Here is a 26017-nt window from a genome sequence, read left to right on the forward strand (position 1 = left end):
GAGACCGCTTCCACGCCTCCTCGCGCCGGAGCCAGTGCTCGGCCCCACCCGCATAACCCTCGAAAACAACGGAAAAATCCGGCCACGGCCGGATCGAGAGAACACTTTCACAGGGGCAAGTGGCGGAGACGAAGGGATTCGAACCCTCGAGACGGTTTCCCGCCTGCACCCTTAGCAGGGGTGTGCCTTCGACCACTCGGCCACGTCTCCGCTGACCCGTATATTCATCAAGTGACGGGCGAACAAGCACTTTTTGATGAACGCGTGCCAGCGAAGACAAGCGCATGATTTCGCGGGCTTTCGCGCGGCGGGGGATGCCATGCGACGTCTGCCTCGTCGGGCGTACTGGGAGACGGCCCCCTGCCCCGCGTCCGGAAACGCCGCTCCAGCCGGGGCCGGTGTTGTCTTTCACTTTTCCCGTAACGCCCTTTCGTGGGCTTTGTTACCGGAAGTGATCAGCAGTCCCCACACTATCCCGGACAGTTCTGGGACGTTCTGGCCGGAACGAAATGAGCCCTCGGAAGGTGCGGGGTGTGGGGAAAACACCCCACACCTTGGCCGAACCCCATATTGATTTCATTTAATAATTTCGTGACACAGGATTTTGCAGTCGGCGCTTCCCCCCCGCTTTCCGGCATTCTGCAACAAACCCGGCGAAATAGAAACACCGTAACCCACTGAAAAATTAATAAAAATCTCGGAAACAACCGCAATGAAAGCCGTCAGCCGACAAGGCTCAGGACACATAGCCAATAGATGACGGTTGCGGCGAGAGCGATGGCAGAGAAGAAGGCCTTTGGGCATCGGTCGTATCTGGTTGCGACACGGCGCCAGGCCGGCCATCATCTGAGCAAAGATGCCCGTGTCGCGCCACCGCTTCCAGCGGTTGTGGAGCGTCTTATGCGGACCATATTCTTTTCGGCGCATCCCGCCAGCGTAAGCCATTGTGGTTGATGAAGATAATCCCGCTCCGAACGCGCCGGTCGTCAACGCGTGGCTTTCCGTGGGACTTCGGGAAACAGGGTTCCAAACGCGCCATCTGCGCATCGGTCAGCCAGAAGAGATCAGGCATGTCACCGCTCGTTTTGCGAACGCTGAATCATCCTCTCCAGCCGAAATCAATGGGCCCTGAGCCTAAGCTCCGGGACGCCCGCCCCAGTCGGTGACGAAAGGGGCGCGCGCCCTGCCCCGCCAAGAGCCGACCACGGGGCCGCATGCGTGGCGCTCGGGTGACGACGAATCGACCGACGGAAGACCGAGTCGCGGCGGCGCCGACGGCGGGCTGCGCGGGTTCGGTGGAAATGCCCTGAATTGCAGGGCGCCCCCGCGCCACGGCCCGATTTCGGTCCTCTTGGTTAATTATGTCTTAACACGCGCAAGCTCTGGCGGCGCCCGTCTGTCAAGCCCAGCCGGCAGATTTTCGGCAAAAATCCCGCAACATACTGATTTAAAACATTGTTTACAAAAGGAGATCAATCAGGGGTGATGCGCAGGAATTGTTTACCTTGATTAACGCCGCATTAAGCAATGTGGAGCCGAATTCTTGGTTACTCCATCTTTATGCCCATCGGCGACAGTTAACTGTGTCCATCAGGCCTTGGCAGAGGCTCGGGACGGACACGGAAAGGAACCGGACATGGAAATGGTTGGCAACATCACCGAAGCGATGAAAACCGCGCAGCTCGATCAGGTCGTCGAGATCGAGGACGAAGGCCCCTACGCGCAGCTTCCCCTGACGGAGATCATCGCCCGTCATCAGTTCATCGAACATCAATGCGATACAATCCTGGCCGAACAGGAAGACCTGTCGCGCGCCTATTATGCCCGCATCGGCCGCGCGCATTCCGAAGCGATGAAGGCGGCCGAGGGGCGCACCACGCTGCCGCGCCTGTTTCACGACCCCGCGGCCCCCGAGCTGCTGGAGATCGAGGAGCTGGAAGGCGAGATCCGCATCTATCGCTTCCAGCTGCAAACCGTGCAGAACGTGATCTTCGAGACCGAGCCGCAAACCGTCAACGAGGCGGTGGCCAAGCTGAAATTCCTGTCGCGGGCGATGGCCGACGGCGTGGATTTCGAAGTCGACTACTTTGCCTACATGATCGAGGAATGCGCCGATATCATCGGCATGAAACGCTGATCTGCCGTCCGGTTTCGCTGCACGCACCCCGAGGATCGCGCTTGGGGGCGTGCCGCCCGGAGCCCGCCTGACGGCCTGCGCAGACGCCGCGCGCCCTGATGGATGGGCTGCGCCTCAGATCAGGAATTCGGCTGAAAATCCGGCCAGATCCACCCCTTCGAAGAGAATCGTGTCGCCATCCGCCAGGGTCAGGCGCAACCCGCCGGAGATTTCGGCCAGCTGCACCGCATCCCCCTGGCGCGCCAGATACTGCGCGCCCGCCACACCGTCGAAGCGCAGCCCGTCTTCGCCAAGCGTGAAGTCGTGCACCACGGTCTCGGAATGCCGATCCGCGCGATTGCGACCGAAATCGAACACATCCGCGCCCGCGCCCCCCGTCGCCCGGTGATTGCCCCCCGAAGACAGGTCGAGCGCCAGCAGATCGTCGCCCGCCCCCCCGTCCAGAAGGCTGTCGTGGCGCCCCGAGGCAATCGTGTCATTGCCGGCGCCGCCGAACAGGCTGTTGTGGCCGGAGTTTCCGAAGATCTCGTCGTTACCGGCCCCGCCGTCGACCGTGTCGGCACCGCCGCGCGCGCTGATCAGGTCGTTGCCGGTGCCGCCGCGGATCACATCGTCGCCGGCGTCGCCCACGATGGTATCATCGCCCGCGCCGCCCAGGATGGTATCGGCCCCCTCGGTCCCGATCAGGAAGTCGCTGACCTGCGAGGCCGCGTGCCCGTCGATGCCCACGAAGACCTGAGTTAGCCGATCTTCGTCGGACAAGCTGGCCGCGACATGCGGGGCGATCCCCAGATGGAGCGCAAGATCGGCAAAGTCCATACCCTGAAAATACACTGTGTTCGCGGTGTCGAAGGTCATGATCACGCCGTCGGACATGGCCAGGAAGCCCAGCGTGCCGGCGGCCAGCCCCTGGGCCACGGCGGCGGCCAGCGGCACGCCGTCGATGCTCAGAAGATCGGTGCCGATCTCGAAATCGCGGATCGTGACCAGCGCGGCGCGTTCGTAGGTTGCGCCGATCAGATCGAAGCGATCCGCGCCCCCGCCCCCCGTCACGACATGCCCCGCCCCGCGCACCAGCGACAGGACGAAGGTGTCGTCGCCGTCGCCGCCATCGGCGGTGGAGGCGCTGCGGCTGAGGACAAGCATGTCATCGCCCGCGCCGCCGATCAGCGTGTCGTGGCCGAGATCGGCAAACAGCGTGTCCTGCCCTTCGCCGCCCAGGATCGTGTCATCGCCGCCGCCGCCATAGATGCTGTCGTCGCCCGCACTGCCGTCGATGAGTTCGGCGTCATCGCCCCCGCGAAACCGATCGTTGCCGACATCAAGGATCACGCTGGGCGGCCCAGCCGGCCCGATCCCCAGGGTTTCCCAGGTGGCCGGCACGTCCCCGCCGCCCGGCCCGACCTCGATCCCGGGGTTGAGGGCGAAGAAATCGAGCAGCGTCACCGATCCGTCGCGCAGCATCACCTGAAGGTCATCGGCGCGGCCGATGCCGGTGGCGTCGAGACGCGCGCCGATCTGGGCCAGCTGCACAGGGTCGAGAACACTGCCCTCGAATATCAGCCGGTCGCCTTCGCTGATGCGGAAATCAACGATGGTATCCGCCCCGCCCGAACCGATGACGAAGTCATCCGCCCCCGCCTGTCCGTTGAGCTGGTCATCGCCCGCGCCGCCGTCCAGAACGTCATCGCCGTCCCCGCCGAACAGATGGTCGGCGCCCGCACCCCCGTCCAGCGTGTCGCTGCCATATTGGCCATAGAGATGGTCATCCCCGCCCAGCCCGCGCAACACATCCGCGCCATGCCCGCCATAGGCAAAGTCGTTGGTGTCATCATGGCCGAGAATCACGTCGTTGCCGTCATATCCGAACCCGAAACCCACCCCCTGCACCGCATCGAATTGCAGCGCGGGCGCCTGATAGGCTTCGTTGCGGACGCGCCCGGCGACGATGTCGGTCACGATCACCTCGTCGCCGGCATGTTCGGCGGGGCGTTCGTCCAGCGAATAGAGGTTCAGCCCATGCGCCAGCGAATTGGCATGCAGATAGCGCAGCCCGCCGTCGGGGTCGATCACGACAAAGTTCGACCCGCCCGTCTCGACCCCCGGAAACCAGGTGCCGCCGATCCCCTGTTCGGCCAGCCATTCGTAGCTGCGCGCGAAAAGGAAGGTCGCCCCGTCGCGTTCGGCCGGGTTGTCGGCCAGCGCGCCATTGGCGTTGGTTTCGGTGATCAGCACATCATCGGCGCCCAGCGCCGCGTAATGCGCCGCCAGCAGCGCATCCAGCGCGTCGCTGGTTTCGGCCGCGCCCGTCCCCGCCCAGCCGGGATAGAGATGCGAGGACCACACCAGATCATCGCCGATCTGCGCGCGCAGATAATCAATCGCGCTGAGCCCGCCCAGATTGCCGGCCTCCAGCTCGTCGAAACGCGCCGAATAGCGCCAGCCGCCGACCAGGATGCGGGCATCGGTGCGCGCGTCGATCAGGTCGGCCAGCGCCGCCATCTGCCGGGCGTAAAGCTCAAGGAACCGGTCGCCGCCCGCCGCGCCGTCCAGATCGGCGCCGCGCGCATAGGTGGCCGGTTCGTTGACCAGCTCGCAGCCCCAGACGGCGTCGGCGACATCGGGATTGGCGTCCAGCCAGTCCATCATCGCGCCCCAGGCGCCTTCCATGCCGGCATAGATATCGCCGCTCAGCGCCTCATGGATCTGATCGGCATCGACCCCGCCTTCGGCGCCATAGCGCTGGGCATCGCCCCCGGCATAGACGAAGATGACCTGAAAGCCCTGTTCCGCGGCGGCATGCAGGAAGCGTTCGTATTGTTCGTGCAGCGCGCCGGTCTCGTCGAAGGAATATTGGTTGAAGGGCAGCCGCAGCGTATTGACGAGCGGCAGCGCCTCGCGCAGGCGGGCGGCGAATTGCTCGGGGTTGCCGTCCATGCCCAGCGGGATGGTCTGGAATTCGGAATGCCACAGGTAATAGCGCGAATCCGCAGCCCGATTGGCATCATAGGTGCCCGCCAGACGATCCAGCGCCACCTGGTCTTCGGCCCAGACCTGAAGATTGATCGCATTGATCCCCGCCGTCGCCGACATTCCAACCCCTTTCGTGCAAGCTGACCGGACATGAAAACCCAGCGGATCCGCGGCCCGATCCGCGCTTCCGAGACTCGGACAAAAGTGCAAACAAATTCGAAACCACGACGGGGCCAGCGGCTATGATGGCGCGATCGTGTAGAGAGGCTGCGCGGGGGGATATGGGCGCCGCGCCGGGGTATAAGGGGCACGAGCCCCCGCCCCGCGAGGGCGTCGGGCGGGGGCTGTCCAGGCCCCGGAAGGGCAGATGAAGAACCGCCTCCAAGGGGGTGGAAACACGACACAACAAAGGCGCGAAAGCGGCCACGGAACGACGGATGCAGGGCATGGTGACACAGGAGAAGACGCGATGAAGATCGGGCTGGCACTGGGCAGCGGCGGCGCCCGCGGCTGGGGGCATATCGGCGTTTTACGCGCATTTTACGCAAATGGCCTGACGCCGGACATCATCTGCGGCACCTCGATGGGGGCGCTGGTGGGGGCGATGGCGGCCTCGGGGGCGCTCGATTCCCTTGAAGACTTCGTGCGCGGCCTCAGCCCCGGCCAGGTGCGCCGGATGATCGACCCCAACCTGGCCGCCGGCGGGCTGATCGCGGGCACGGCCACCATGCGCAAGTTGCGCGATCTGGGCCTGCGCGCGCGCATCGAGGATCTGGACCTGCCGTTCCTGGCGGTGGCAACCGACCTCAACGCCGGGCGCGAGGTCTGGCTCCGCTCGGGCGATCTGGCCGAAGCGGTGCGCGCCTCGATCGCCATTCCGGGCATCTTCACCCCGGTCTGGAACGACGGGCGCTGGCTGCTGGACGGCGGCATGACCAACCCGGTGCCGGTCTCGGCCTGCCGGGCGATGGGCGCCGATATCGTCATCGCCGTCGACCCCAATGCCGGACGGTTCGTCCCGGTGGTCCATTCCGCCCCCGGCACGACGCGGGGCGCGGCGGCGGCGGCGGCGCCCCCCGACGGGGTCAAGGCGCAGGCCGCCGCAGAGGGCGCCGTGACCGAGACCATGGACCCCGCCAAGGGCACGCCCGAACCCGGCGGACGGTTCGACTGGCTGACGCGCGCGCTGCCCGAATTGCCCTTCGAGCGGCTGTCGCTCGGCATGCCCGAACTGCCGCCCCCCCTGCGCGAGCTTCTCGGCCCCAGCCCCGATCCCGTGCATCGCCCGCCGGGCTATCTCGAGGTGCTCTCGACCTCGATCGACGTGATGACCGATCACATCCGCCGCAGTCGGCTGGCGGGCGACCCGCCGCATGTGCTGGTGGAATTCGCCCTTCAGGAAATGTCGGTGCTTGATTTCAGCGCCGCCGGGGCCGCCATCGACGAAGGTCACACCGCGGCCATGGCGCAGATGCCGCTGATCGAGCGCCTTCTGGGCTAGCATCGCCCATTCCGGGCGCCCGAAGCGCAGGCAGATGGGGGCGCGCGTGCCCCCGCCGGACCGCGCGCCCCTCGCGCCGAAGGGCGCGCCCGCGATAGGATGCGCCATGCGCTCTGTCCACCCCCCTCCCCCTTTGCAGCACGGCCCCGGCGGGGCCGCGGCCGCGCCGCACGGCTGGCTGTCGCGGCTCGAGCGCGGGCGCGTCAGCCGCCATGCCCCCGGCAGCGCGCTGGCCCGCCCCGAGACCGCCGAACAGGCGCCGCATGACAACCGCTTCTTCGTGCTGACCGAAGGGCTGGCGCGGATCAGCCTGATCGGGGCCGGGCGCGAGCTGGTTCTGGGCCATCTGCGCCCCGGCGGCCTTTATGTCAGCCACACCCGCGCCTGGGTCATGGCGGTCGAGGAGTGCAAGATCACCTCGTGGCCGGTGCGCGACATGCTCGAGCTGGTCTCGCGCGAGCCCGAGCTGGGCGTGCAGGCCTTCCGCGAGATCGGCACCATTTTGCAAGGCGCGCTGAGCCTGGTCGAGGATCTGGCCTTCCGCCCGGTGGAATCGCGGCTGGCGCGGTTCCTTCTGGCCGAGGCCCTGCGCCAGGGCGGGCCCGAGCTGCTGCTGGAGGGCAGCACCGAGTCGCTGGCGGCGGGGCTTGGCACCTCGCGGCAGACGCTGTCGACGCTTCTCAACCGGCTGATCCGCGACGGCACGCTGGCCCGCACCGGACGGCGGCGGCTGAAGCTGTGTGATGCCGCACGGCTGGAAAGAATGGCCGCAGTGTCATCCGGCTGACAGAAACGGGCGCGCCGGCCGCGCTAGGGCTCGGGGCAGAGCGACACCAACTCCGCCTGACACTGCAACACCGAAGGAGGCAGAAGATGAACGACCAGACCCCCGATCGCTATGTCACCTTCATGGGGCTCGATTGCGACGGCAAGGCCACCAAGATGATGGGCATCCTGGCCGTGCACATGGCCACCAGCCAATCGCGCTGGGTGGGCTATTTCCAGCAGAAGCTGGAAGAGCGCGCGCGCATGGGCAATGACGATCTGCATTTCATCGGCAGCCAGATCAACGCGCTCCATGCCTTTTTCGAGGAACTCGACGATGCCGAGGGGCTGGCGCTGCTCGAGCATCTCGAGGAGCATTGCTGCTGAGAACGCCCCCGCGGCGCCTGCCCCCCGCGCAAGAGACCCTGCGGGACGGCGGGAGCGGGCGGCGGACCCATCGAGGGTCCGCCGCCCGCGCGCAAGGCCCCGAGGGGGGCCTGCGCCGCCCAAGCCCCATTTCGTGCAAGACACCCGCCACGGCGGACCATGCCAGCAAGCTTCGCAACCAGCACGCGTCGGATGATCTGGATGATATGTGTGTGGGGGGGGAAGGTGGAGGCTTCTGTTGCCAGGCGCCTCCGAGCCCCGCCCTGCGTTGCTACACACAGGGGCTTTAGGTTTCCCGTCTCGCTACCGCTTACGCGGCGAGAGCACGGGGAGCAGCGTTGGTATTGGCTACTGTAAGTTTTGAACCGATAACGGTGGTATCTCACCGGGTGAAAGCATAACCCCTTTAGACGTCTGTCGATCCTGTTTCGGCCCCATGATCCCTGCTGCAAGGGTATTGGTGGAGCCGCCGGGTACCGCCCCCGGGTCCAGTCCGCTTATTACGAGCGCGTTTATCACCATAGTTCCGAAGAACACCCCCAAGATAAGGGGCTGTGCCGCGGCTTGCAAGGGGGGCTGGGCCGGGCCTTGGGGGCGCCACGCATTCCGCCCGCCCCGAAGCCCGCCCCGACGGCAGCGCGGGTCACAACGTCGTGAGGGGCCGGACCAGCACCCCCGCGCACGGCTTTTCCCGCCCCCCCTTTTCATCGGTTTCAAATCCCCTATGCTGACACTCGATCCGTTCGAAGGAGACGGAGAGGCAGGACCAGCCGGAGAAGAAGGCATGACGCGCAGCATCGAATATGGCCAGCTGATGCACAAGGCGATGCGCGGCCTCATTCAACAGGTTCTGGAGGATGTGGCCCGCGACGGTCTGCCGGGCGAGCATCATTTCTTCATCACCTTCGACACGCGCCACCCCGATGCCGAACTGGCCGATTGGCTGCGCGAACGCTACCCCGAGGAAATGACGATCGTCATCCAGCATTGGTTCGACAATCTCGAGGTCTCGGACGCGGGCTTCGCCGTCACGCTGAACTTTGGCAACACGCCCGAACCGCTGTGGATCCCCTTTGACGCGGTGCGCACCTTCGTCGATCCGTCGGTCGAATTCGGCCTGCGCTTCGAAAGCCATCTTCCCGACGAGGACGAAGAGGACGACGACGACGAGGAGAGCGCCGACACCGCCGCGGCCGAGAACGACACCGCCCCGCGCGGCGAGGCCGAGGTGGTCAGTCTGGACACCTGGCGCAAGTAAGGCGCGTCGTCGCGGTTGACCCGACATCTCGGCGCGGGAAATCTCAGCGCGGCAAGGAACGTTCAGAGGCGGGGCGTTCAGGCGTCGTCCAGGGCCTGCGGCCGGCAACCTCGGTCGCGCTGGTGATCCCGACCCCCGGCACCGAAGCGGCGCGGCGCCCCGATATGGGCCCCGACATGGGCCCCGATAGGGAACCTAGCCCCCCCGCATATGGCCAGAGCGCCAGCGCGCCGGTCCGGCGCAGAAGATCGCGGTCGATCACCACGCAATCGCCCGGCCCCTGCGCGGGCGCGGGGGCAGCCAGCACGACCAAAGCGCCGTCGCGGCAGACCTCGGGCAGGCGGTCGGGGGCCTGCCGGCCCGTCAGATGCACCAGCGCGCGGCCGGCAAACACCGCGCGCCGCGCCCCCTTGGGCCCGGTGAAGCCGGGACGCGCCGCAGCTTCGGAGACACTGGCGACATCGCCATCGGCCTCGAGCCAGCTTTCCGAGACGAACCCCGCGCCATCGCGCGACAATACCCGCCCCGCGGGCGTCATCAGCCCGACCTGCTCGGCCTCGGGCGCGATCAAGAGCGGCGGGCGCGCCGCCCCGGCCCAGAGCACGAACGCCCCCCCCGCCAGCACCAGCCCGGCGCTGCGCGCGACCCCGCGCCCCAGAACCGCCGTCACCGCCCCCAGCCCCAGGCAGGGCAACACCGCGCCGGGCGGTGCAGGCAGCGCCGTCACCGCCCCCTCGAGCCCCGCGACGAATCGCGCCACCCCCAGCATCCAGGCCGTGCCCTGCCCCATCAGCCAGAGCGCGGGCTCGGCCAGGCCCAGCGGCGCCAGCACCGCCGCCAGCACCCCCGCCGGCATCACCAGCACCCCCATCACCGGCACCGCCAGCAGGTTGGCCAGAAGCCCGTATTCGGCCATGCGATTGAAATGGGCCGCCGCCAGCGGCGCCGTCACCAGCCCCGCCGCCAGCGAGGCCATCACGATCCCCGCCACCGGCCGCAGCAGGACAGGCAGCCGCGCCTGCACCCGGCTCCAGGGCGCCAGCACCACGATCAGCGCCACGGTCGCGGCAAAGGACATCTGGAAGCCGGGGCCGGTCAGCGCCTCGGGCGCGATCACCAGGATGACCAGCGCCGCCACCGCCACGCTGCGCAAAGACAGCGCGCGCCGGTCGATCAGCACCGCCACCAGCATCACCACCGCCATGACATAGGCGCGCTGGGTGGCGACGCTGGGCCCGGCCAGCACCAGATAGAAACTGGCCGCGACCAGTGCGATCGCCGCCGCGATCTTTTTTGTCGGCCAGATCAGCGCCGCGCGCCCCGCCAGCGCCAGCCCATAGCGCACCAGCCCGAAGACAAAGCCCACCACCAGCCCCATGTGCAGACCTGAAATGGCGATGACATGATAGAGGTTCGACGCCCGCAGCACCGCATTCGTGGCCTCGGACAGGCCCGAGCGGTCGCCCGTCAGCAGCGCCGCGGCCATGGCGCCGGGCTGGCCGGGAATGCGCGCGCGGATCGCCTGGGCCAGCGCATGACGGGTCCGGTGCACGCGCAGGCCCCAGCCGCCCGGCTCGGGCGGGGCCACGCGCATCACCGGCACGCGGGTATAGCCCACCGCCCCCAGCCGGTCGAAAAAGGCATGGCGGCGAAAGTCGAAGGCACCGGGCGCCGCGGGACCGGGGGGCGGCGTCAGATGCGCCGTGGCCATGACGCGCATCCCCGGCACCGGCTGAAGCCGCGTCTGATCGCCGTGCAGCGAGATCCGCACGCGCGCGGGCGTGCGCGCGGGCGCGACCCGTTCGAGCCGCAGCTGATCCAGCGTCAGCCGCATCAGATCGCGCGAGGACCGGTCGATGCCCACGATCCGGCCCTCGACCGCGCCGTAGAAACGCCCCTCGAGCACCGGCGCGGCCACCTGGCCCGCGCGCCAGCCGCCCAGAAGAACCCCCAGCGCCACGACCGCAAGCCCCGCGCCCAGAAAGCGCAGCGCCGGCGGGGCACGCACGCCCAGGCCCACCCCAAGGATCAGCACCCCCGAAAGGGCTGAGCGCAAGGCCGGGCCGGGTTCGAAAGGCGCGGCGAAATAAAGCCCGATCCCCAGCGCCAGGAAGACCGGAAGCCACAGGACCAGATCCGCCAGCGCCGCGCCCAGAGCCGCACCCGGCTGGCCCAGGCCGTCGAACGCCGCGCGGCCCAGACGGGTGAGCGCGTGCCCCCACCCGCGCCGCGGGGGCATCGACGCAAGGGCGGGCGCGGGTCTCTCCTCGGGCAAGGCGGGCTCCTGTGGGCCTTGGGGATGGGGATCGAATGGCGGAGCGCAGCCCCCCCCCGGCAGGTGAGGGGGAAGGCGCCGCGGGTGGGATCGCGGGCGCCGCCCGATCAGGCGGGTCGGACGCTCCATCGCGCCGAGGGGGGGGGGCGCGCAGGTCCGGGCAGGTCGGATCTGGGCAGGTCGGATCTGGGCAGGTCGGATCTGGGCGGGTCGGATCTGGGCGGGGCGGATCTGGGCGGGGCGGAGAAGAAGACCGCCGCACAGAGCCGGCCTTGCCCCCCCGCGCATCACCGCCTGTCCGGTGCATGGGTGTCGCGCCCGCGAAAGAGCCACGGCCGGGGCCCGAATGGCCGGCCCTCGCCGCGCCGCCCTTTACCGCACTGCACGCCAACCCCTGCGGGGTGCCTCGGGCGAGGCCCAGAGGTGCTGCCCTTGCGCGCCATGGGGCGCGCGGTGCTGCCCTCGACCGCACCGAGCGCCGACCGTCAGCCGGGACGCCGGAAGCCACGGGGCAGACGGAGACCGGGCGGGCGCCACCTTGCGCGGGCGTGGCCTGCCACCCGAGGCCGGGCCGCCATCCCGCTGCGGGGATCTTGGGCGGGGGGCTTGGTGGCAGTGGGTCTTGGGGTGGCCTTCTTGGCGGGCCGTTGCGTCCTTACTGTCGTTGCCTTCCGTGACGTCTTGCCGCTGCGCCGCCGCGCGCCCCTGTCCGGGGTCTTCTGGCGGCACATCGACATCGCCGGCCGTCCGGGTCTTGCGCCCGGCATGCGACCGACACCTGTCCGCGCAGCGAAGGGCCGGACCCGCGGCCCCGGGACAGCCGCAATCCGGGGGCCATGACGCAACGCGCCCCGCGCAAAGGATCGTCCGACCCGCGGCGGCCCCTGCCTGGGGGGGCCTTTCCCGGACCGGGCGGCTCCTTCGCTCGCCCATCGCCCGCGCGGGATCTTGCCTGTATGAAAACTGCCTCGTTTCCGTGTTCTTGGGCGCGCCTTCGCGTGCGCGCCGTGGCTCTGGTGGTGCCCTGCCCCCTGTGCCGGGGCTTGGGAAGACCGGTCCCGCCCCGAGCCAGAGGCGGGACCGAAAGTCATGGACCAACCGGGTAGATCACCAACCCCGGTCCAAACGTCCGACGCCCCAGGTCCGTCGGAGGGCGCGCCTGCCAGCGCGCCCCGACCCCTGTCCGTCCGGGCGAAGGAGCCACCTTCCCCCATCGGGATCCGGACCCGTCCGCGCCCGATGCTGCGCGAACGAAACCCGACGGTGCGCGCCGGTACGATGTTCCCCGACCTGACACGCACCTTCCTTGACGCGGACGTTCTGCCCGCCATTGCCCGCCCCTGCCTTGCCTATCGAGAGGGGCTTGCCTAAGGATCGCTCGTGAACACTACGCTCATTATGGTTTCTGAAAGGTTAACAACCGATCATGTCCGCACCCGTCGTCACCCGTTTTGCACCCTCTCCCACCGGTTATCTGCATATCGGGGGCGCCCGCACCGCGCTTTTCAACTGGCTCTATGCCCGCGGACGCGGCGGGCGGTTCCTGCTGCGCATCGAGGATACCGACCGCGAACGCTCGACCCCCGAGGCGACGGCGGCGATTCTCAAGGGCCTCGAATGGCTGGGCATCGACTGGGACGGCGAACCGATCAGCCAATTCGCCCGCCGCGACCGCCACGCCGAGGTCGCGCAGGAGATGCTGGCCCGCGGCAATGCCTACAAGTGCTTTGCCACGCAGGAGGAAATCGCCGCCTTCCGCGAGGCGGCCAAGGCCGAGGGGCGCTCGACGCTCTACCAGAGCCCCTGGCGTGACGCCGCCCCCGAAACCCACCCCGACGCGCCCTTCGTCATCCGCCTCAAGGCCCCGCGCGACGGCGCCACGGTGATCGAGGATGCGGTGCAGGGCCCGGTGACCTTCCGTAACGACCAGCTCGACGACATGGTGCTGTTACGTTCGGATGGCACGCCGACCTACATGCTGGCCGTGGTCGTGGATGACCACGACATGGGCGTGACCCATGTGATCCGGGGGGATGACCATCTGACGAACGCCGCGCGACAGGCCCAGATCTATGCCGCGATGGGCTGGGACATCCCCGTCTTCGCCCATATCCCGCTGATTCACGGCCCCGACGGCAAGAAGCTGTCCAAGCGTCATGGGGCGGTCGGGCTCGAGGAATACCAGGCCATGGGCTATCCCGCGGCGGGGATGCGCAATTATCTGTGCCGGCTGGGCTGGAGCCACGGCGACGACGAATTCTTCACCGATGCGCAGGCCCGCGACTGGTTCGACCTGCCGGGAATCGGGCGGGCACCGGCGCGGCTGGACTTCAAGAAGCTGGCCAATATCTGCGGCCAGCACCTGTCGGCCAGCGCCGAGACGGATCTGATGCCCGAAATCGAGGCATATCTGGCCGCAACCGGCGCCCCCGCCCTGGACGAGACGCAACGAAACCGTCTTTTCGCGGCGCTGCCCTTCCTCAAGCAAAGCGCGAAGACATTCGTCGATCTTGTTGAAAAGGCACGCTTTGCGACGATCAGCCGGCCCGTCGACATCGACGAGAAGGCGGCCAAGGCGCTGGATGCTGTATCCCGTGGTATACTGGGCGAATTGACGCAGCCCCTGCAAAGTGCTAGCTGGTCCCGTGAAGAGCTGGAGACCGCGGTCGGCACGATCGCCGAGATGCACGGACTGGGCCTTGGCAAGATCGCGGCACCCCTGCGCGCCGCCCTTGCCGGAAGGACCGCGACCCCCAGCGTTTTCGACATGATGCTGGTGCTGGGCCGCGAGGAAAGTCTGGGACGTCTGTCCGATCAGGCGTCCTGACGCGCGCGGCACCGCGCGAAGGTCACACCGGCCCCCGGCCGGCGAGCAAAAGGAGCTGACATGGCCGACAAGAGCAAGACCGCAACGTTGCGCTTTGGAGAGAAATCCATCGAGATGCCGATCCTCAGCCCCACGGTCGGGCCCGACGTGATCGACATCCGCAAGCTCTACGCGCAAGGCGACGTGTTCACCTTCGATCCGGGCTTCACCTCCACCGCGTCATGCGAATCGGCCATCACCTATATCGACGGTGACAAGGGCGAGCTGCTCTATCGCGGTTACCCGATCGAGGAGCTCGCCGAGAAATCGCATTACCTCGAGGTCTGCTACCTGCTGCTTTACGGAGAACTGCCGACCCGCACCCAGATGGAGGATTTCGAGCGCCGCGTGACCCGTCACACGATGCTGCACGAACAGATCCACTATTTCTTCCGCGGGTTCCGCCGCGACAGCCACCCCATGGCCACCATGGTCGGCGTGGTCGGTGCGATGTCGGCCTTCTATCACGACAGCCTCGACATCAACGACCCCTGGCAGCGTGAGGTCGCCGCGCTGCGGATGATCGCCAAGCTGCCGACGATCGCGGCGATGGCCTACAAGTATTCGCTGGGCCAGCCCTTCGTCTATCCGCGCAACGATCTCGATTATGCGGCGAACTTCCTGCACATGTGCTTCTCGGTCCCGGCCGAGAAATACGAGGTCGACCCGATCCTCGCCCATGCGATGGACCTGATCTTCACGCTTCATGCCGATCACGAGCAGAACGCCTCGACCTCGACCGTGCGGCTGGCGGGCTCGTCGGGGGCCAACCCCTTCGCCTGCGTGGCCGCCGGCATCGCCTGCCTGTGGGGGCCCGCGCATGGCGGCGCCAACCAGGCCTGCCTGGAGATGCTGCGCCAGATCGGCAGCGTCGACCGGATCCCCGAATACATCGCCCGCGCCAAGGACAAGAACGATCCCTTCCGCCTGATGGGCTTCGGCCACCGGGTCTACAAGAACTTCGACCCGCGCGCGAAGGTGATGAAACAGGCCGCCGACGATGTGCTGGGCCTTCTGGGCATCAAGGACAACCCCACCCTTCAGGTCGCCAAGGAGCTGGAGCGGATCGCGCTCGAGGATCCCTATTTCGTCGAGAAGAAGCTCTACCCCAACGTCGATTTCTATTCGGGGATCATCCTCGAGGCGATGGGCTTCCCGACCTCGATGTTCACGCCCATCTTCGCGCTGTCGCGCACCGTGGGCTGGATCTCGCAGTGGAAGGAAATGCTGGGCGACGAGAACCAGAAGATCGGCCGTCCGCGCCAGCTCTATGTCGGCAAGCCTCGCCGGGCCTATGTCGAGGTCGAGAACCGCTGAGGTTTGCGCCCGATCCCAGGACGAAAGGCCCGGAAGCATGACTTCCGGGCCTTTTTCGTTGGGGGCGGCGCGGGCGGGTGACCCCGACGGCCTTTCAAGAACGCGGACAGGTTACCCCGTCCATATTTCCAGAACGCGACGGGTTACCCCGTCAGTATTTAAAGACGCGGACGGGTTACCCCGTCGCTTGGCCCGCGAATTTCACGATCTCGGCCGCAGGCCGGGCGCCGGCGGCACGCGCCACCTCGCGGCCGTTGCGATAGAGGATCAGCGCGGGAATGCCGCGGATGCCCATCTTGGCCGAAATCTGCGGGTTGGCCTCGGTATCGACCTTGGCAAAGCGCACCTTGCCCGCCATCGCCTCGGCCGCCTTGGCGAATTCGGGCGCCATCATCCGGCAGGGCCCGCACCAGCCGGCCCAGAAATCCACCACCAGCGGCATCTCGTCGCCGCGCGCGGCCTTCTCGAAGACCGGCCCGTCCAGCGCCGCCACCTTGCCCGAGATCAGCCGCGCCCCGCAGGTGCCGCATTTGGCCGCCCCCGTCAGCTTGTCAGCGGGCACGCGGTTCATCTGCCCACAGTCGAAACACACCATCTTCACGCCGGACATTCTTGCCTCCGTCATATTCGAGTTGCAGAATATATCGGAGCCCGACGCCCGGAATGCAAGAGCCGCGAGAGCCCCATGACCGAACCGCTGATCCCCTTCCGCGACCTGCCGCCCGCGCGCCAGGCCGAATTGCGCGCCGCCCATGCCCGCGCCGAAAGCACCGCCGCGGGCACCTGTTCGATGGAGATCAAGATCGCGCGCTTTGCGGCCTTTCTGGCCCCCCATGGCGTCAGCTTCACCGAAGCCGACCTGCCCGGCCGCAGGACGCGGCCGGACAGGATCGGCTGAAACGCCCGGCGCCTTTGCCGCGCGTCACCGGGTCATTCGGCGGCGTAGCTTTCGACGGGCGGGCAGGTGCAGACCAGGTTGCGGTCGCCATAGGCGTTGTCGACCCGGCCGACGGGCGGCCAGTACTTGTCCACGCGGAAGGCGCCGGGCGGGAAGCAGCCGGCCTCGCGGCTGTAGACGCGGTCCCAGTCGGCGATCAGATCCTCGACCGTGTGGGGGGCGTGACGCAGGGGCGAATCCGCGGCCGCGATCTCGCCGGCGGCGACGGCGGCAATCTCGTCGCGGATCGCCAGAAGCGCGGTGACAAAGCGGTCCAGCTCGGCCTTGGTCTCGGATTCGGTGGGCTCGACCATCAGCGTTCCGGCCACGGGCCAGGACATGGTGGGCGCGTGAAAGCCGTTGTCGATCAGCCGCTTGGCAATGTCATCGACGGTGATGCCGTGATCGGCGAAGGGCCGTGTGTCCAGGATGCATTCATGCGCGACCCGGCCGCGGTTGCCCATGAACAGCACCTCATACGACCCCTTGAGCCGCGCCGCGATGTAATTGGCCGCCAGGATCGCCACCTTGGTCGCCTGGGTCAGCCCGTCGCCCCCCATCATCAGGCAATAGGCCCACGAGATCAGAAGGATCGAGGCCGAGCCATAGGGCGCGGCCGACACCGGCCCCTCGGCGCCGCCGGTGGCCGGATGGCCCGGCAGATAGGGCGCCAGATGCGCCCGCACCCCGATCGGCCCCATGCCCGGACCGCCGCCGCCATGCGGGATGGCAAAGGTCTTGTGCAGGTTGAGATGGCTGACATCGGCGCCGATCTCGCCGGGTTTGACCAGCCCCACCAGCGCATTCATGTTGGCCCCGTCCAGATAGACCTGCCCGCCATAGGCATGGGTGATCTCGCAGACACGGCGGACGGTTTCCTCGAAGACGCCATGGGTCGAGGGATAGGTGATCATCGAGGCGGCCAGGTTCTCGCCGGCCTCGGCGGCGCGGGCGGCGAAATCCTCGAGGTCGATATCACCGTTGGGCATGGCCTTGACCGGCACCACCTTCATCCCCGCCATATGCGCCGAGGCCGGGTTGGTCCCATGCGCCGACACCGGGATCAGGCAGATGTTGCGCCCGCCCTGCCCGCGCGCGCGGTGATAGGCGGCGATCGTCATCAGCCCGGCATATTCGCCCTGCGCGCCGGAATTGGGCTGCATCGAGAAGGCGTCATAGCCGGTGATCTCGCACAGCTTGGCGGTCAGATCCTCGATCACCTCGCGGTAGCCCGCCGCCTGATCGGCCGGAGCGAAGGGATGGAGCGACGCGAATTCGGGCCAGGTGATCGGCATCATCTCGGCCGCGGCGTTGAGCTTCATCGTGCACGAGCCCAGCGGGATCATCGCCCGGTCCAGCGCAAGATCGCGGTCCGACAACCGGCGCATGTAGCGCATCATCTCGGATTCGGCGCGGTTCATGTGAAAGACCGGGTGGGTCAGATATGCGCTCTGGCGCAGCAGGCTGTCGGGAAAGGCCAGCCCGGTTGCGGGTTCGGGCGCCTCGTGGATGCCGAAGGCATCGAGCACGCGCGCCACCACCTCGGGGCCGGTGGTCTCGTCGACGGTGATGCCGACGCGGTCACGCCCGACCTTGCGCAGGTTGATGCCGCGCTGCTCGGCCGCGGCCAGGATGCCGGCCTGGCCCACGCCCACCTCGACGGTGATCGTGTCGAAGTAATGGCCGGGCCGGACATGGGCGCCGGCCTCGCGCAGGGCATTGGCCAGGGTCTGGGCGGTGAAATGCACTCGCTCGGCAATGGCGCGCAGCCCCTTCGGCCCGTGGAAGACCGCATAGAAGCTGGCCATCACCGCCAGCAGCGCCTGCGCGGTGCAGACGTTCGAGGTGGCCTTCTCGCGGCGGATGTGCTGCTCGCGGGTCTGGAGCGACAGCCGATAGGCCTTGTTGCCCTTGGCATCGACCGACACCCCCACGATGCGCCCCGGCATGGCGCGCTTGTAGGCGTCGCGGCAGGACATGAAGGCGGCATGCGGGCCGCCATAGCCCATGGGCACGCCGAAGCGCTGCGCCGAACCGATGGCGATATCGGCCCCCATCGCGCCCGGCTCCTTGACGAGGCACAGCGCCAAGAGGTCACAGGCCACCACCGCCACCGCGCCGGCGGCGTGCAGCGCCTCGATCTCGGGGGTGAAGTCGCGCAGATGGCCGTAGGTGCCCGGATATTGCAGGATCGCCCCGAAGACCAGTTCGGGCTCGATCGCGCCGGGGTCGCCCACCAGCACCTCAATGCCCAGCGGCCGGGCACGGGTGCGGATGACGCCGATGGTCTGGGGGTGGCAGTTCTCGTCCACGAAGAAGATCCGCGCCTTCGACTTGGCCACGCGCTGGGCCATGGTCATGGCCTCGGCCGCGGCCGTCGCCTCGTCCAGCAGGCTGGCATTGGCCACCGGCAGGCCGGTCAGATCGGCGACCATCGTCTGGAAGTTCAGCAGCGCCTCGAGCCGGCCTTGCGCGATCTCGGGCTGATAGGGGGTATAGGCCGTGTACCAGGCCGGGTTTTCCAGGATGTTGCGCTGGATCGCGGGCGGCGTGACGCAGCCATGATAGCCCTGCCCGATCAGCGAGGTCATCACCCGGTTCTTCGCCGCCACCGCGCGCAGCTTCTCGAGCGCGGCAAATTCGGTCAGGGGCGCCCAGGACAGCGGCGCGGCCTGGCGGATGCCCGGCGGCACGGTCTCGTCGATCAGCTGTTCGAGGCTGTCGGCGCCCACGGTGCGCAGCATCTCGTCCATCTCGGCGGGCGACGGGCCGATGTGGCGGCGGTTGGCGAAATCATAGCTGCAATAATCGGTGGGCGTGAAGGTCATCGCATGGCCTCGGGCACGGGGGGGGACAGGGCGGGGCCGCGTGCGAACGGTCCCCGGCGAATGCAGGCGGAGGGCACGCGCCCCCGGCCGGGGGCGCGACACAGGTCTTTCGGGGCGGCACGGCGCGCGGGCTGTCCCCGCCGCCGGCGTCAGGGCGGCGCGCGACGGGGGCCACGCGCGACGGGGCCCACCGGCAACGGGGACTGCGGGCGCGCCTCAGCCGATCAGGGCCTTATAGGCGGCTTCGTCCATGAAGCCCTCGAGCGCGGCGGGGTCGGCGGGCCGGATCTTGAAGAACCAGGCCTCAAGCGGGGCTTCGTTGATCTGGCCGGGCGTCTCGGCCAGGGCCTCGTTGATCTCGACGATCTCGCCATCGAGCGGGGCCACGATATCCGAGGCGGCCTTCACGCTTTCGATCACCACGATCTCGGCGCCCTTCTCGACCGGCCCCGGTTCGGGCAGTTCGACAAAGACCACATCGCCCAGCTGTTCGGCGGCATGGGCGGTGATGCCCACCACGACCAGATCCCCCTCGGGGCGCAGCCATTCATGTTCTTCGGTGTATTTCATCGGAAGAGCCTCAGCGTTTGAAACGGGACGGAACGAAGGGAAGCGACACGACCTGGGCGGGCTGGCGCTTGCCGCGGACCTCGCCCCAGATCTGCGCGCCGGGGGCGATGTCTGCGGGCAGAAGCGCCATGGCCAGGGGCGCCTCAAGGCTGGGGCCAAAGCCGCCCGAGGCAACCTGGCCCAGCGCCCGCCCGCCCTCGGGCGCATCGAACAGGGGCGTGCCCTCGCGCATGGGGGCGCGGCCCTCGGGGCGCAGGCCCAGCCGGCGGCGGGGCGCGCCTGTTTCCAGCTCGGCCAGAATGCGATCCGCGCCGGGAAAGCCGCCCGCGCGCGGCCCGGTGCGCCGCGCCTTGCCGATGGACCAGCCCAGGGCGGCCTCGACCGGGGTCGTGGTGGTGTCGATGTCATGGCCATGCAGCGGCAGCCCCGCCTCGAGCCGCAGGCTGTCGCGCGCCCCAAGCCCGATCGGTGCCACCTCGGGCTGATCGAGAAGCGCGCGCGCCAGATCGCGTTCCGCCGCGGCCGGCACGGAAATCTCGAAGCCGTCCTCGCCGGTATAGCCCGAGCGCGAGATCCACAGCTCGGCCCCTTGCCAGTCAAGGCTCGCCACATCCATGAAGCGCATCGCGGCCACGCCGGGAACCAGGCGGGCCAGCGCCGCCTCGGCCTGCGGGCCCTGGAGCGCCAGAAGCCCGCGGTCGGTGACCGGCGTGACCTCGAGGCCGGGCGTGGCGGCCAGATGCGCCAGATCGGCGGCCTTGTTGGCGGCGTTGACCACCAGGAACAGGTGATCGCCGCGGTTGGCCACCATCAGATCGTCGAGAATGCCGCCCTCGGGGGTGGTGAACAGCGCATAGCGCTGGCGGCCCTCGGCCAGACCGGCGATATCGGCCGGCACCAGCCGTTCCAGCGCCGCCACCCGGTCGGGGCCGCGCAGGATCACCTGCCCCATATGCCCCACATCGAACAACCCCGCGGCCGCGCGCGTGTGCAGATGCTCGCGCAAGACCCCCATGGGATAGCTGACGGGCATGTCATATCCCGCAAAGGGCACCATCTTGGCGCCCAGCTCCACATGCAGGCCATGCAGGCCCGTGCATGCCAATCCGTCGTGATCCGATCCCGCCGTTCCGGCCATGACCGCCCCTTCCATGTCGTGCCGAAAATGCCCGGCATCCCTGGCGGCCCCATGCCGCCGTCGATGCCCCCTCTGTCCTTGCCCTGCCTGCACCGGCGGGCGCCTGAGATCGTTATCCCTTCGGCGGGCGCGCTGCGCCTCTCTCCAGAGTCCTCGGTCGGAACGGTCCCTTGCGCCTGAGAGTTTACCGGGGCGGTTGCTCCTTCGGCACCGGGGTTGCCCCCGGATTCTCCCGATTCCGACCCGATCACTGCTACAGGGGCACCGGGGGCGCTGGCAAGAGGGAAGGAACGAAATCGACCCATCGGCCCGCAAAGACGACGCCCCGGCGTCCGGCTGCGGCCGGGGCAACACCGCCCTTCGCGGGTGATTTCACGGCCCCTTCCCGCCCCCTGCCCCGCGCACCGCTAGAGACATCGGCGCCCCGAGGGGCTATCGAGGACACAGGACCCCGTGACAGAGGAGAATCGGCCCATGACCAAGCGCATCGTGGTTCTGGGGGGCGGCTTCGGCGGGATGTATGCGGCGCGGGCCCTGCGCCGCCGCCTGGGCGCCGGCTACGAGATCGAACTGGTCAACGCGGAAAACTACTTCGTGTTCCAGCCGCTGCTGCCGGAGGTCGGCGCGGGTTCGATCACGCCCGCCCATGCGGTCTCGCCGCTGCGCTTCCTGCTCAAGGGCGTCTATGTCCGCAAGGCGGTGGTGGAAAGCGTCGATTTCGAGCGCCGCATCGTGACCCTCTTCCAGGGCATCCAGCGCCGCCCGACCGAGGTCGCCTTCGACCATCTGGTGGTCGCGCTGGGCCAGTCGGTGGATCTGTCGCGGATGCCCGGCCTCGAGGAACATGCGCTCAAGATGAAGACGCTCGAGGATGCGCGGCGGCTGCGCGGGCATGTCATCGAGCAGCTCGAACATGCCCAGGTGTCGCGCGTGCCCGAGACCAAGCGCGGCGCGCTGACCTTCTGCGTGGTGGGCGGCGGCTTTTCGGGGGTCGAGACCGTGGGCGAGATGAAGGAGCTGATCGACCGCTCGCTGCCCTTCTATCCCGGCATCAAGCCCGAGGAAGTGCGGGTGATCGTGCTGGAATTCGCCGACCGCATCCTGGGCGAGATGTCGCCCAAGCTGGGCGATTATGCGCGCGCCCAGCTCGAGGCGCATGGCATCGAGATCATGACCGGCACCGGCATCGCCTCGGCCACGGGCACGCAGCTGGTCACCAACAAGGGCGAGATCATCGACACCCGCACCATCGTCGCCACCATCGGCAATGCGCCCTCGGCGGTGGTGCGGCGGATGAACCTGCCGGTCGAGCGCGGCCGCATCAAGGTGGACCGGACGCTGCGCGTCGAGGGCACCGACAACATCTGGGCGCTGGGCGATTGCGCGTCGATCCCGCTGACGGATGCGCCGCAGGGCCCGCGCGACTATGCCCCCCCCACCGCGCAATTTGCGGTGCGCGAGGCCAAGCGCCTGGCCGAGAACGTGGCCGCGGCCATCGACGGCGCGCCGCTCGAACCCTTTGCCTATCGCTCGCGCGGGGCGCTGGCCTCGCTGGGGGCGCGGCGCGGCGTGGCGCAGGTGATGGGCCTCGAGCTGACCGGCTTTCCGGCCTGGCTGCTGTGGCGCTCCTATTACCTGATGTTCCTGCCGGGGCTGGCCACCCGCATCCAGGTGCTCTTGAACTGGATGCTCGACGGGCTGTCGCCGCGCTCGGTGGTGCAGCTGCGCACCGAAACCCCGCCCGGCGTGCGCCACATCTATTTCCGCGCCGGCGACAAGGTCTATGAGGCCGGGCACCGCTCGGACGGGTTCTACATGGTGATTTCCGGCGCCGTCGAGATGACCAAGGAGGACGCCGCCACCGGCAAGGTCTCCAAGCGCATCATCGGCCCCGGCGGGCATTTCGGCGAACGGCTGATCCTGGGGGCGACGCGGCGCGAGACGACCGTTCACGCGATCGAGGACACCAAACTGCTGGAGCTGGACCGCGAGGCCTTCCTGAAGCTGGCCGAGGGTTTCCCCGCCTTCCGCGAATATTTCGAGCCCTACATGGCCAAGTACAACGTGAAATTCCCGCCCGAACGCAACGTCTAGGCCGAACGGCTCGATCGGGCACCTTGGCGGATAACCGCCACCCTGCGCGGCACGCCGGGAAACGCGGCGGCCGCGTCAGGCGGCGGGGGGGCATTTTCCCTTCCCCGCCCCCGGCCACGGGCCTATATGTGCGCAAACCGCGCCCCTCCCCCGAGTCGGGCGCTTGTTCTTATGTGGATGAGGCAGACAAGATGGCAGGTATCGGCGGGCTCTTTTCGTCCGACATGGCAATCGACCTCGGGACGGCCAACACGCTGGTCTACGTCAAGGGCCGGGGCATCATCCTGAATGAACCCTCGGTGGTCGCCTATCACGTCAAGGACGGCAAGAAGCAGGTTCTGGCCGTGGGCGAGGACGCCAAGCTGATGCTGGGCCGGACCCCCGGCTCGATCGAGGCGGTGCGGCCGATGCGCGACGGCGTGATCGCCGATTTCGACAGCGCCGAGGAAATGATCAAGCATTTCATCCGCAAGGTGCACAAGCGCACGACCTTCTCGAAGCCCAAGATCATCGTCTGCGTGCCCCATGGCGCCACCCCGGTCGAGAAACGCGCCATCCGCCAGTCGGTGCTGTCGGCAGGCGCGCGCCGCGCCGGGCTGATCGCCGAACCCATCGCCGCGGCCATCGGCGCGGGCATGCCGATCACCGACCCCACGGGCTCGATGGTGGTGGACATCGGCGGCGGCACGACCGAAGTCGCGGTGCTCTCGCTCGGGGATATCGTCTATGCGCGGTCGGTGCGCGTGGGCGGCGACCGCATGGACGAGGCGATCATTTCCTATCTGCGGCGCAACCAGAACCTGCTGGTCGGCGAATCCACCGCCGAGCGCATCAAGATCACCATCGGCACCGCGCGCATGCCCGATGACGGCCGCGGCGCCAGCCTTCTGGTGCGCGGGCGCGACCTGCTGAACGGCGTGCCCAAGGAAACCGAGATCACCCAGGCCCAGGTCGCCGAGGCGCTGGCCGAGCCCGTCCAGCAGATCTGCGAGGCGGTGATGATCGCGCTCGAGGCGACGCCGCCCGATCTGGCCGCCGATATCGTCGACCGCGGCGTGATGCTGACGGGGGGCGGCGCGCTTCTGGGCGAGCTGGACCTGGCGCTGCGCGAACAGACCGGGCTGTCGATCTCGATCGCGGATCAGTCGCTCAATTGTGTGGCCATGGGCACCGGCAAGGCGCTTGAATACGAAAAACAGCTGCGCCACGTCATCGACTACGACAGCTGATCCGCGGCGGGGGCCGGTCCGGCCGGATGCCCCTGCGAAACGGCCCGTTGGTCCCGCCCGCCTCGTCAGGGGCCGGCGGGGCCAGACGTTTCCGCTGCGCCTGACGACGTGACCTGACGTCGGGCGCGGCGGCGCAAGACCCCGCCCGGTCCGGCGGCGCCCTCACCGGCCGCGGCCGGACGATCCCTCCGCCGGCCCTGGCCGGCAGATCCCGAGCCCAATCGCCGGCCGCGGCCGGCGAAGCCCGAGCGAGGCCAAGATGGCACGCGATAACGACCAGTTCGACTATGCCCGCCCGTTGCGCCGCATCTTCGTGGTGGTGACGCTTGTCCTTCTGACCGCGATCTTCCTGGCCTGGCGCATCGACAGCCCGCGCGTCGAGCGGCTGCGGGTGGCCTTCGTGGACCGCTTCGTGCCCAGCTTCGACTGGGCCATGGCGCCGGTGACGACGCTGGTCAACATGGTCGAGGGCTTCCAGTCCTATGGCCGGATCTACGAACAGAACCAGCAGCTGCGCCGCGAATTGCAGCAGATGCGCGCCTGGAAGGAGGCCGCCGTTCAGCTGGAACAGCAAAACGCCAAGCTGCTGGCGCAGAACGCGCTGCGGCTCGACCCCAAGCTGACCTCGGTCTCGGGGGTGGTGATGGCCGACAGCGGCTCGCCCTTCCGGCAGTCGGTGCTTCTGAACGTGGGCCGGCGCGACGGCGTGGTGGACGGCTGGGCGACGATGGACGGGCTGGGGCTTGTGGGCCGGATCTCGGGGGTGGGCGCCACCACGGCGCGGGTGATCCTGCTGACCGACACCTCAAGCCGCATCCCGGTCACGATCCAGCCCTCGGGGCAACGCGCGCTCCTTTCGGGCGACAACACCGCGCTGCCGACGCTGGAATTCATCGAACATCCCGACCAGGTGCGCCCCGGCGACCGGGTGGTCAGCTCGGGCGACGGCGATCTGTTTCCCGCGGGCCTTCTGGTGGGCCAGGTCGCGCTGGCCTCGGACCGCCGGCTGCGGGTGCGGCTGGCCGCCGATTACGAACGGCTGGATTATCTGCGGGTGCTGCGCTCCTATCCGGCCGAGCGGCTGGAGGATGCCGGCCCGCTGATCCCGCCCTCGCCCGAGAGCGTGGCCGCCGAGACCGGCGGGGCCGGGGCACAGGCCGGTGCTCAGGCGGGGGCCACAGGGGGCACGGCGCCATGATCGACCCGATCACCCGCCAGCGGCTGTGGCATCAGGCGCTCTATCTCGGCATCCTGGGGGTGCTGATCTTCTGGCAGATGCTGCCCTTGTCGGTGGGCGCGGGCGGCTGGCCCGGCCCCGATCTGATGCTGGCGCTGACCTTCGCCTGGCTGCTGCGCCGGCCCGAATATGTCCCCGCGCTGGCCATTGCGGCGGTCTTCTTCACCGAAGACCTGCTGACGCTGCGCCCGCCGGGGCTGTGGGCCGCGATCGTGCTGGCCGCGACCGAGATCCTGCGCACCCGCGAGGCTGGGATGCGCGATCTGGGCTTTCTTCTGGAATGGCTGGTGGTCAGCGGCGTCATGGCGGCGATGCTGGTCGCCGACCGGCTGATCCTGACCGCACTGTTCGTGCCACAGCCGCCCCTGGGGCTGGCGCTGCTGGAATATCTGGCGACGGTGGCGGCCTATCCGGCGGTGGTGGGGGTGTCGCATCTGCTGCTGGGTCTGCGCCGCGCCGCGCCGGGCGAGGTCGACGCCTTCGGGCGCCGGCTCTAGGGAACGGG

The 26017-nt window shown here is 68.4% G+C and carries 19 protein-coding genes, 1 tRNA gene, 1 other RNA gene, 1 pseudogene and 1 riboswitch; of the genes and pseudogenes, 13 read left to right on the plus strand and 9 right to left on the minus strand.

Going from position 1 to position 26017, the window contains the following annotated elements:
- Positions 1-120: 120 nt before the first annotated feature.
- Both BW949_RS09940 and BW949_RS09945 read right to left on the minus strand, forming a co-directional pair.
- Positions 121-210, minus strand: a tRNA-Ser gene (locus BW949_RS09940).
- 618 nt (positions 211-828) lie between these two features.
- Positions 829-1072, minus strand: a pseudogene (locus BW949_RS09945) (transposase); the annotation flags it as partial.
- A 564-nt stretch (positions 1073-1636) separates the two neighbouring features.
- Here BW949_RS09945 and BW949_RS09950 point away from each other — a divergent pair.
- Positions 1637-2137: a hypothetical protein gene (locus BW949_RS09950; protein WP_076365652.1), complete on the plus strand. Its 501-nt coding sequence runs from the start codon at positions 1637-1639 to the stop codon at positions 2135-2137.
- A gap of 114 nt (positions 2138-2251) precedes the next feature.
- On the opposite strand, the gene BW949_RS17565 is transcribed toward BW949_RS09950, so the two are convergent.
- Positions 2252-5230: a calcium-binding protein gene (locus BW949_RS17565; protein WP_076365654.1), complete on the minus strand. Its 2979-nt coding sequence runs from the start codon at positions 5228-5230 to the stop codon at positions 2252-2254.
- Positions 5231-5579: 349 nt separating this feature from the next.
- On the opposite strand from BW949_RS17565, the gene BW949_RS09960 reads away from it, so the two are divergent.
- The 3 genes from BW949_RS09960 to cowN all read left to right on the plus strand — a co-directional run bounded on the left by BW949_RS09960 (position 5580) and on the right by cowN (position 7763).
- Positions 5580-6611: a patatin-like phospholipase family protein gene (locus tag BW949_RS09960; RefSeq protein ID WP_076365656.1), complete on the plus strand. Its 1032-nt coding sequence runs from the start codon at positions 5580-5582 to the stop codon at positions 6609-6611.
- A gap of 106 nt (positions 6612-6717) precedes the next feature.
- Complete coding sequence (locus BW949_RS09965) at positions 6718-7398, plus strand: Crp/Fnr family transcriptional regulator (protein WP_076365658.1); 681 nt, start codon at positions 6718-6720, stop codon at positions 7396-7398.
- A gap of 86 nt (positions 7399-7484) precedes the next feature.
- Positions 7485-7763, plus strand: a complete 279-nt coding sequence (gene cowN / locus BW949_RS09970; RefSeq protein ID WP_076365660.1) for a N(2)-fixation sustaining protein CowN — start codon at positions 7485-7487, stop codon at positions 7761-7763.
- 224 nt (positions 7764-7987) lie between these two features.
- On the opposite strand, the gene ssrA is transcribed toward cowN, so the two are convergent.
- Positions 7988-8337, minus strand: a transfer-messenger RNA (tmRNA) gene (ssrA, locus tag BW949_RS09975).
- 210 nt (positions 8338-8547) lie between these two features.
- On the opposite strand from ssrA, the gene BW949_RS09980 reads away from it, so the two are divergent.
- Entirely contained in the window at positions 8548-9021 is a 474-nt protein-coding gene (locus BW949_RS09980) for an SspB family protein (RefSeq protein WP_076365663.1), read from the plus strand.
- 43 nt (positions 9022-9064) lie between these two features.
- On the opposite strand, the gene BW949_RS09985 is transcribed toward BW949_RS09980, so the two are convergent.
- Positions 9065-11296, minus strand: a complete 2232-nt coding sequence (locus BW949_RS09985) for a ComEC/Rec2 family competence protein (protein ID WP_235816268.1) — start codon at positions 11294-11296, stop codon at positions 9065-9067.
- A 1239-nt stretch (positions 11297-12535) separates the two neighbouring features.
- On the opposite strand from BW949_RS09985, the gene BW949_RS17570 reads away from it, so the two are divergent.
- Genes BW949_RS17570 through BW949_RS09995 form a run of 3 tightly spaced genes read left to right on the plus strand, consistent with a single transcriptional unit; the run spans position 12536 to position 15479 of the window.
- On the plus strand, positions 12536-12667 hold the full coding sequence (locus tag BW949_RS17570; protein ID WP_268875848.1) for a hypothetical protein: 132 nt from the start codon (positions 12536-12538) through the stop codon (positions 12665-12667).
- A 55-nt stretch (positions 12668-12722) separates the two neighbouring features.
- Positions 12723-14123: a glutamate--tRNA ligase gene (gene gltX / locus BW949_RS09990; RefSeq protein WP_076365665.1), complete on the plus strand. Its 1401-nt coding sequence runs from the start codon at positions 12723-12725 to the stop codon at positions 14121-14123.
- A gap of 60 nt (positions 14124-14183) precedes the next feature.
- Positions 14184-15479 (plus strand): citrate synthase, encoded by a 1296-nt coding sequence (locus BW949_RS09995; protein ID WP_076365667.1) that lies wholly within the window; start codon positions 14184-14186, stop codon positions 15477-15479.
- Between the two features lie 175 nt (positions 15480-15654).
- Here the strand turns inward: BW949_RS09995 and trxC are convergent, their stop codons facing one another.
- Complete coding sequence (trxC, locus tag BW949_RS10000; RefSeq protein ID WP_076365669.1) at positions 15655-16089, minus strand: thioredoxin TrxC; 435 nt, start codon at positions 16087-16089, stop codon at positions 15655-15657.
- A 75-nt stretch (positions 16090-16164) separates the two neighbouring features.
- Here trxC and BW949_RS10005 point away from each other — a divergent pair, with 75 nt between their 5' ends.
- Positions 16165-16377 carry a hypothetical protein gene (locus tag BW949_RS10005; RefSeq protein ID WP_076365671.1) on the plus strand — a complete coding sequence of 71 codons (213 nt, stop codon included), beginning with the start codon at positions 16165-16167 and terminating at the stop codon, positions 16375-16377.
- Positions 16378-16409: 32 nt separating this feature from the next.
- Here the strand turns inward: BW949_RS10005 and gcvP are convergent, their stop codons facing one another.
- The 3 genes from gcvP to gcvT form a co-directional block, all read right to left on the minus strand.
- The gene (gcvP, locus tag BW949_RS10010; protein ID WP_076365673.1) at positions 16410-19244 is read right to left on the minus strand and encodes an aminomethyl-transferring glycine dehydrogenase; all 2835 of its coding nucleotides are present in this window, start codon (positions 19242-19244) and stop codon (positions 16410-16412) included.
- 216 nt (positions 19245-19460) lie between these two features.
- Positions 19461-19814, minus strand: a complete 354-nt coding sequence (gene gcvH / locus BW949_RS10015) for a glycine cleavage system protein GcvH (protein ID WP_076365675.1) — start codon at positions 19812-19814, stop codon at positions 19461-19463.
- A gap of 10 nt (positions 19815-19824) precedes the next feature.
- Positions 19825-20952 (minus strand): glycine cleavage system aminomethyltransferase GcvT, encoded by a 1128-nt coding sequence (gene gcvT, locus BW949_RS10020; RefSeq protein ID WP_076365677.1) that lies wholly within the window; start codon positions 20950-20952, stop codon positions 19825-19827.
- 153 nt (positions 20953-21105) lie between these two features.
- Positions 21106-21197, minus strand: a riboswitch (glycine riboswitch).
- Positions 21198-21426: 229 nt separating this feature from the next.
- Between gcvT and BW949_RS10025 the strand changes: the two genes are divergently transcribed.
- The 4 genes from BW949_RS10025 to BW949_RS10040 all read left to right on the plus strand — a co-directional run bounded on the left by BW949_RS10025 (position 21427) and on the right by BW949_RS10040 (position 26009).
- A complete protein-coding gene (locus BW949_RS10025) occupies positions 21427-23046 on the plus strand; it encodes an FAD-dependent oxidoreductase (RefSeq protein WP_076365679.1) in 1620 nt (539 codons plus the stop codon).
- 191 nt (positions 23047-23237) lie between these two features.
- Positions 23238-24275: a rod shape-determining protein gene (locus BW949_RS10030; RefSeq protein ID WP_076365681.1), complete on the plus strand. Its 1038-nt coding sequence runs from the start codon at positions 23238-23240 to the stop codon at positions 24273-24275.
- Positions 24276-24534: 259 nt separating this feature from the next.
- Positions 24535-25473 carry a rod shape-determining protein MreC gene (gene mreC, locus BW949_RS10035; protein ID WP_076365683.1) on the plus strand — a complete coding sequence of 313 codons (939 nt, stop codon included), beginning with the start codon at positions 24535-24537 and terminating at the stop codon, positions 25471-25473.
- A complete protein-coding gene (locus tag BW949_RS10040) occupies positions 25470-26009 on the plus strand; it encodes a rod shape-determining protein MreD (RefSeq protein ID WP_076365685.1) in 540 nt (179 codons plus the stop codon). The genes mreC and BW949_RS10040 overlap by 4 nt, the downstream gene beginning before the upstream one ends.
- Positions 26010-26017: the final 8 nt, after the last annotated feature.

The organism is Phaeovulum vinaykumarii (assembly GCF_900156695.1).
Lineage (GTDB): Bacteria > Pseudomonadota > Alphaproteobacteria > Rhodobacterales > Rhodobacteraceae > Bieblia_A > Bieblia_A vinaykumarii.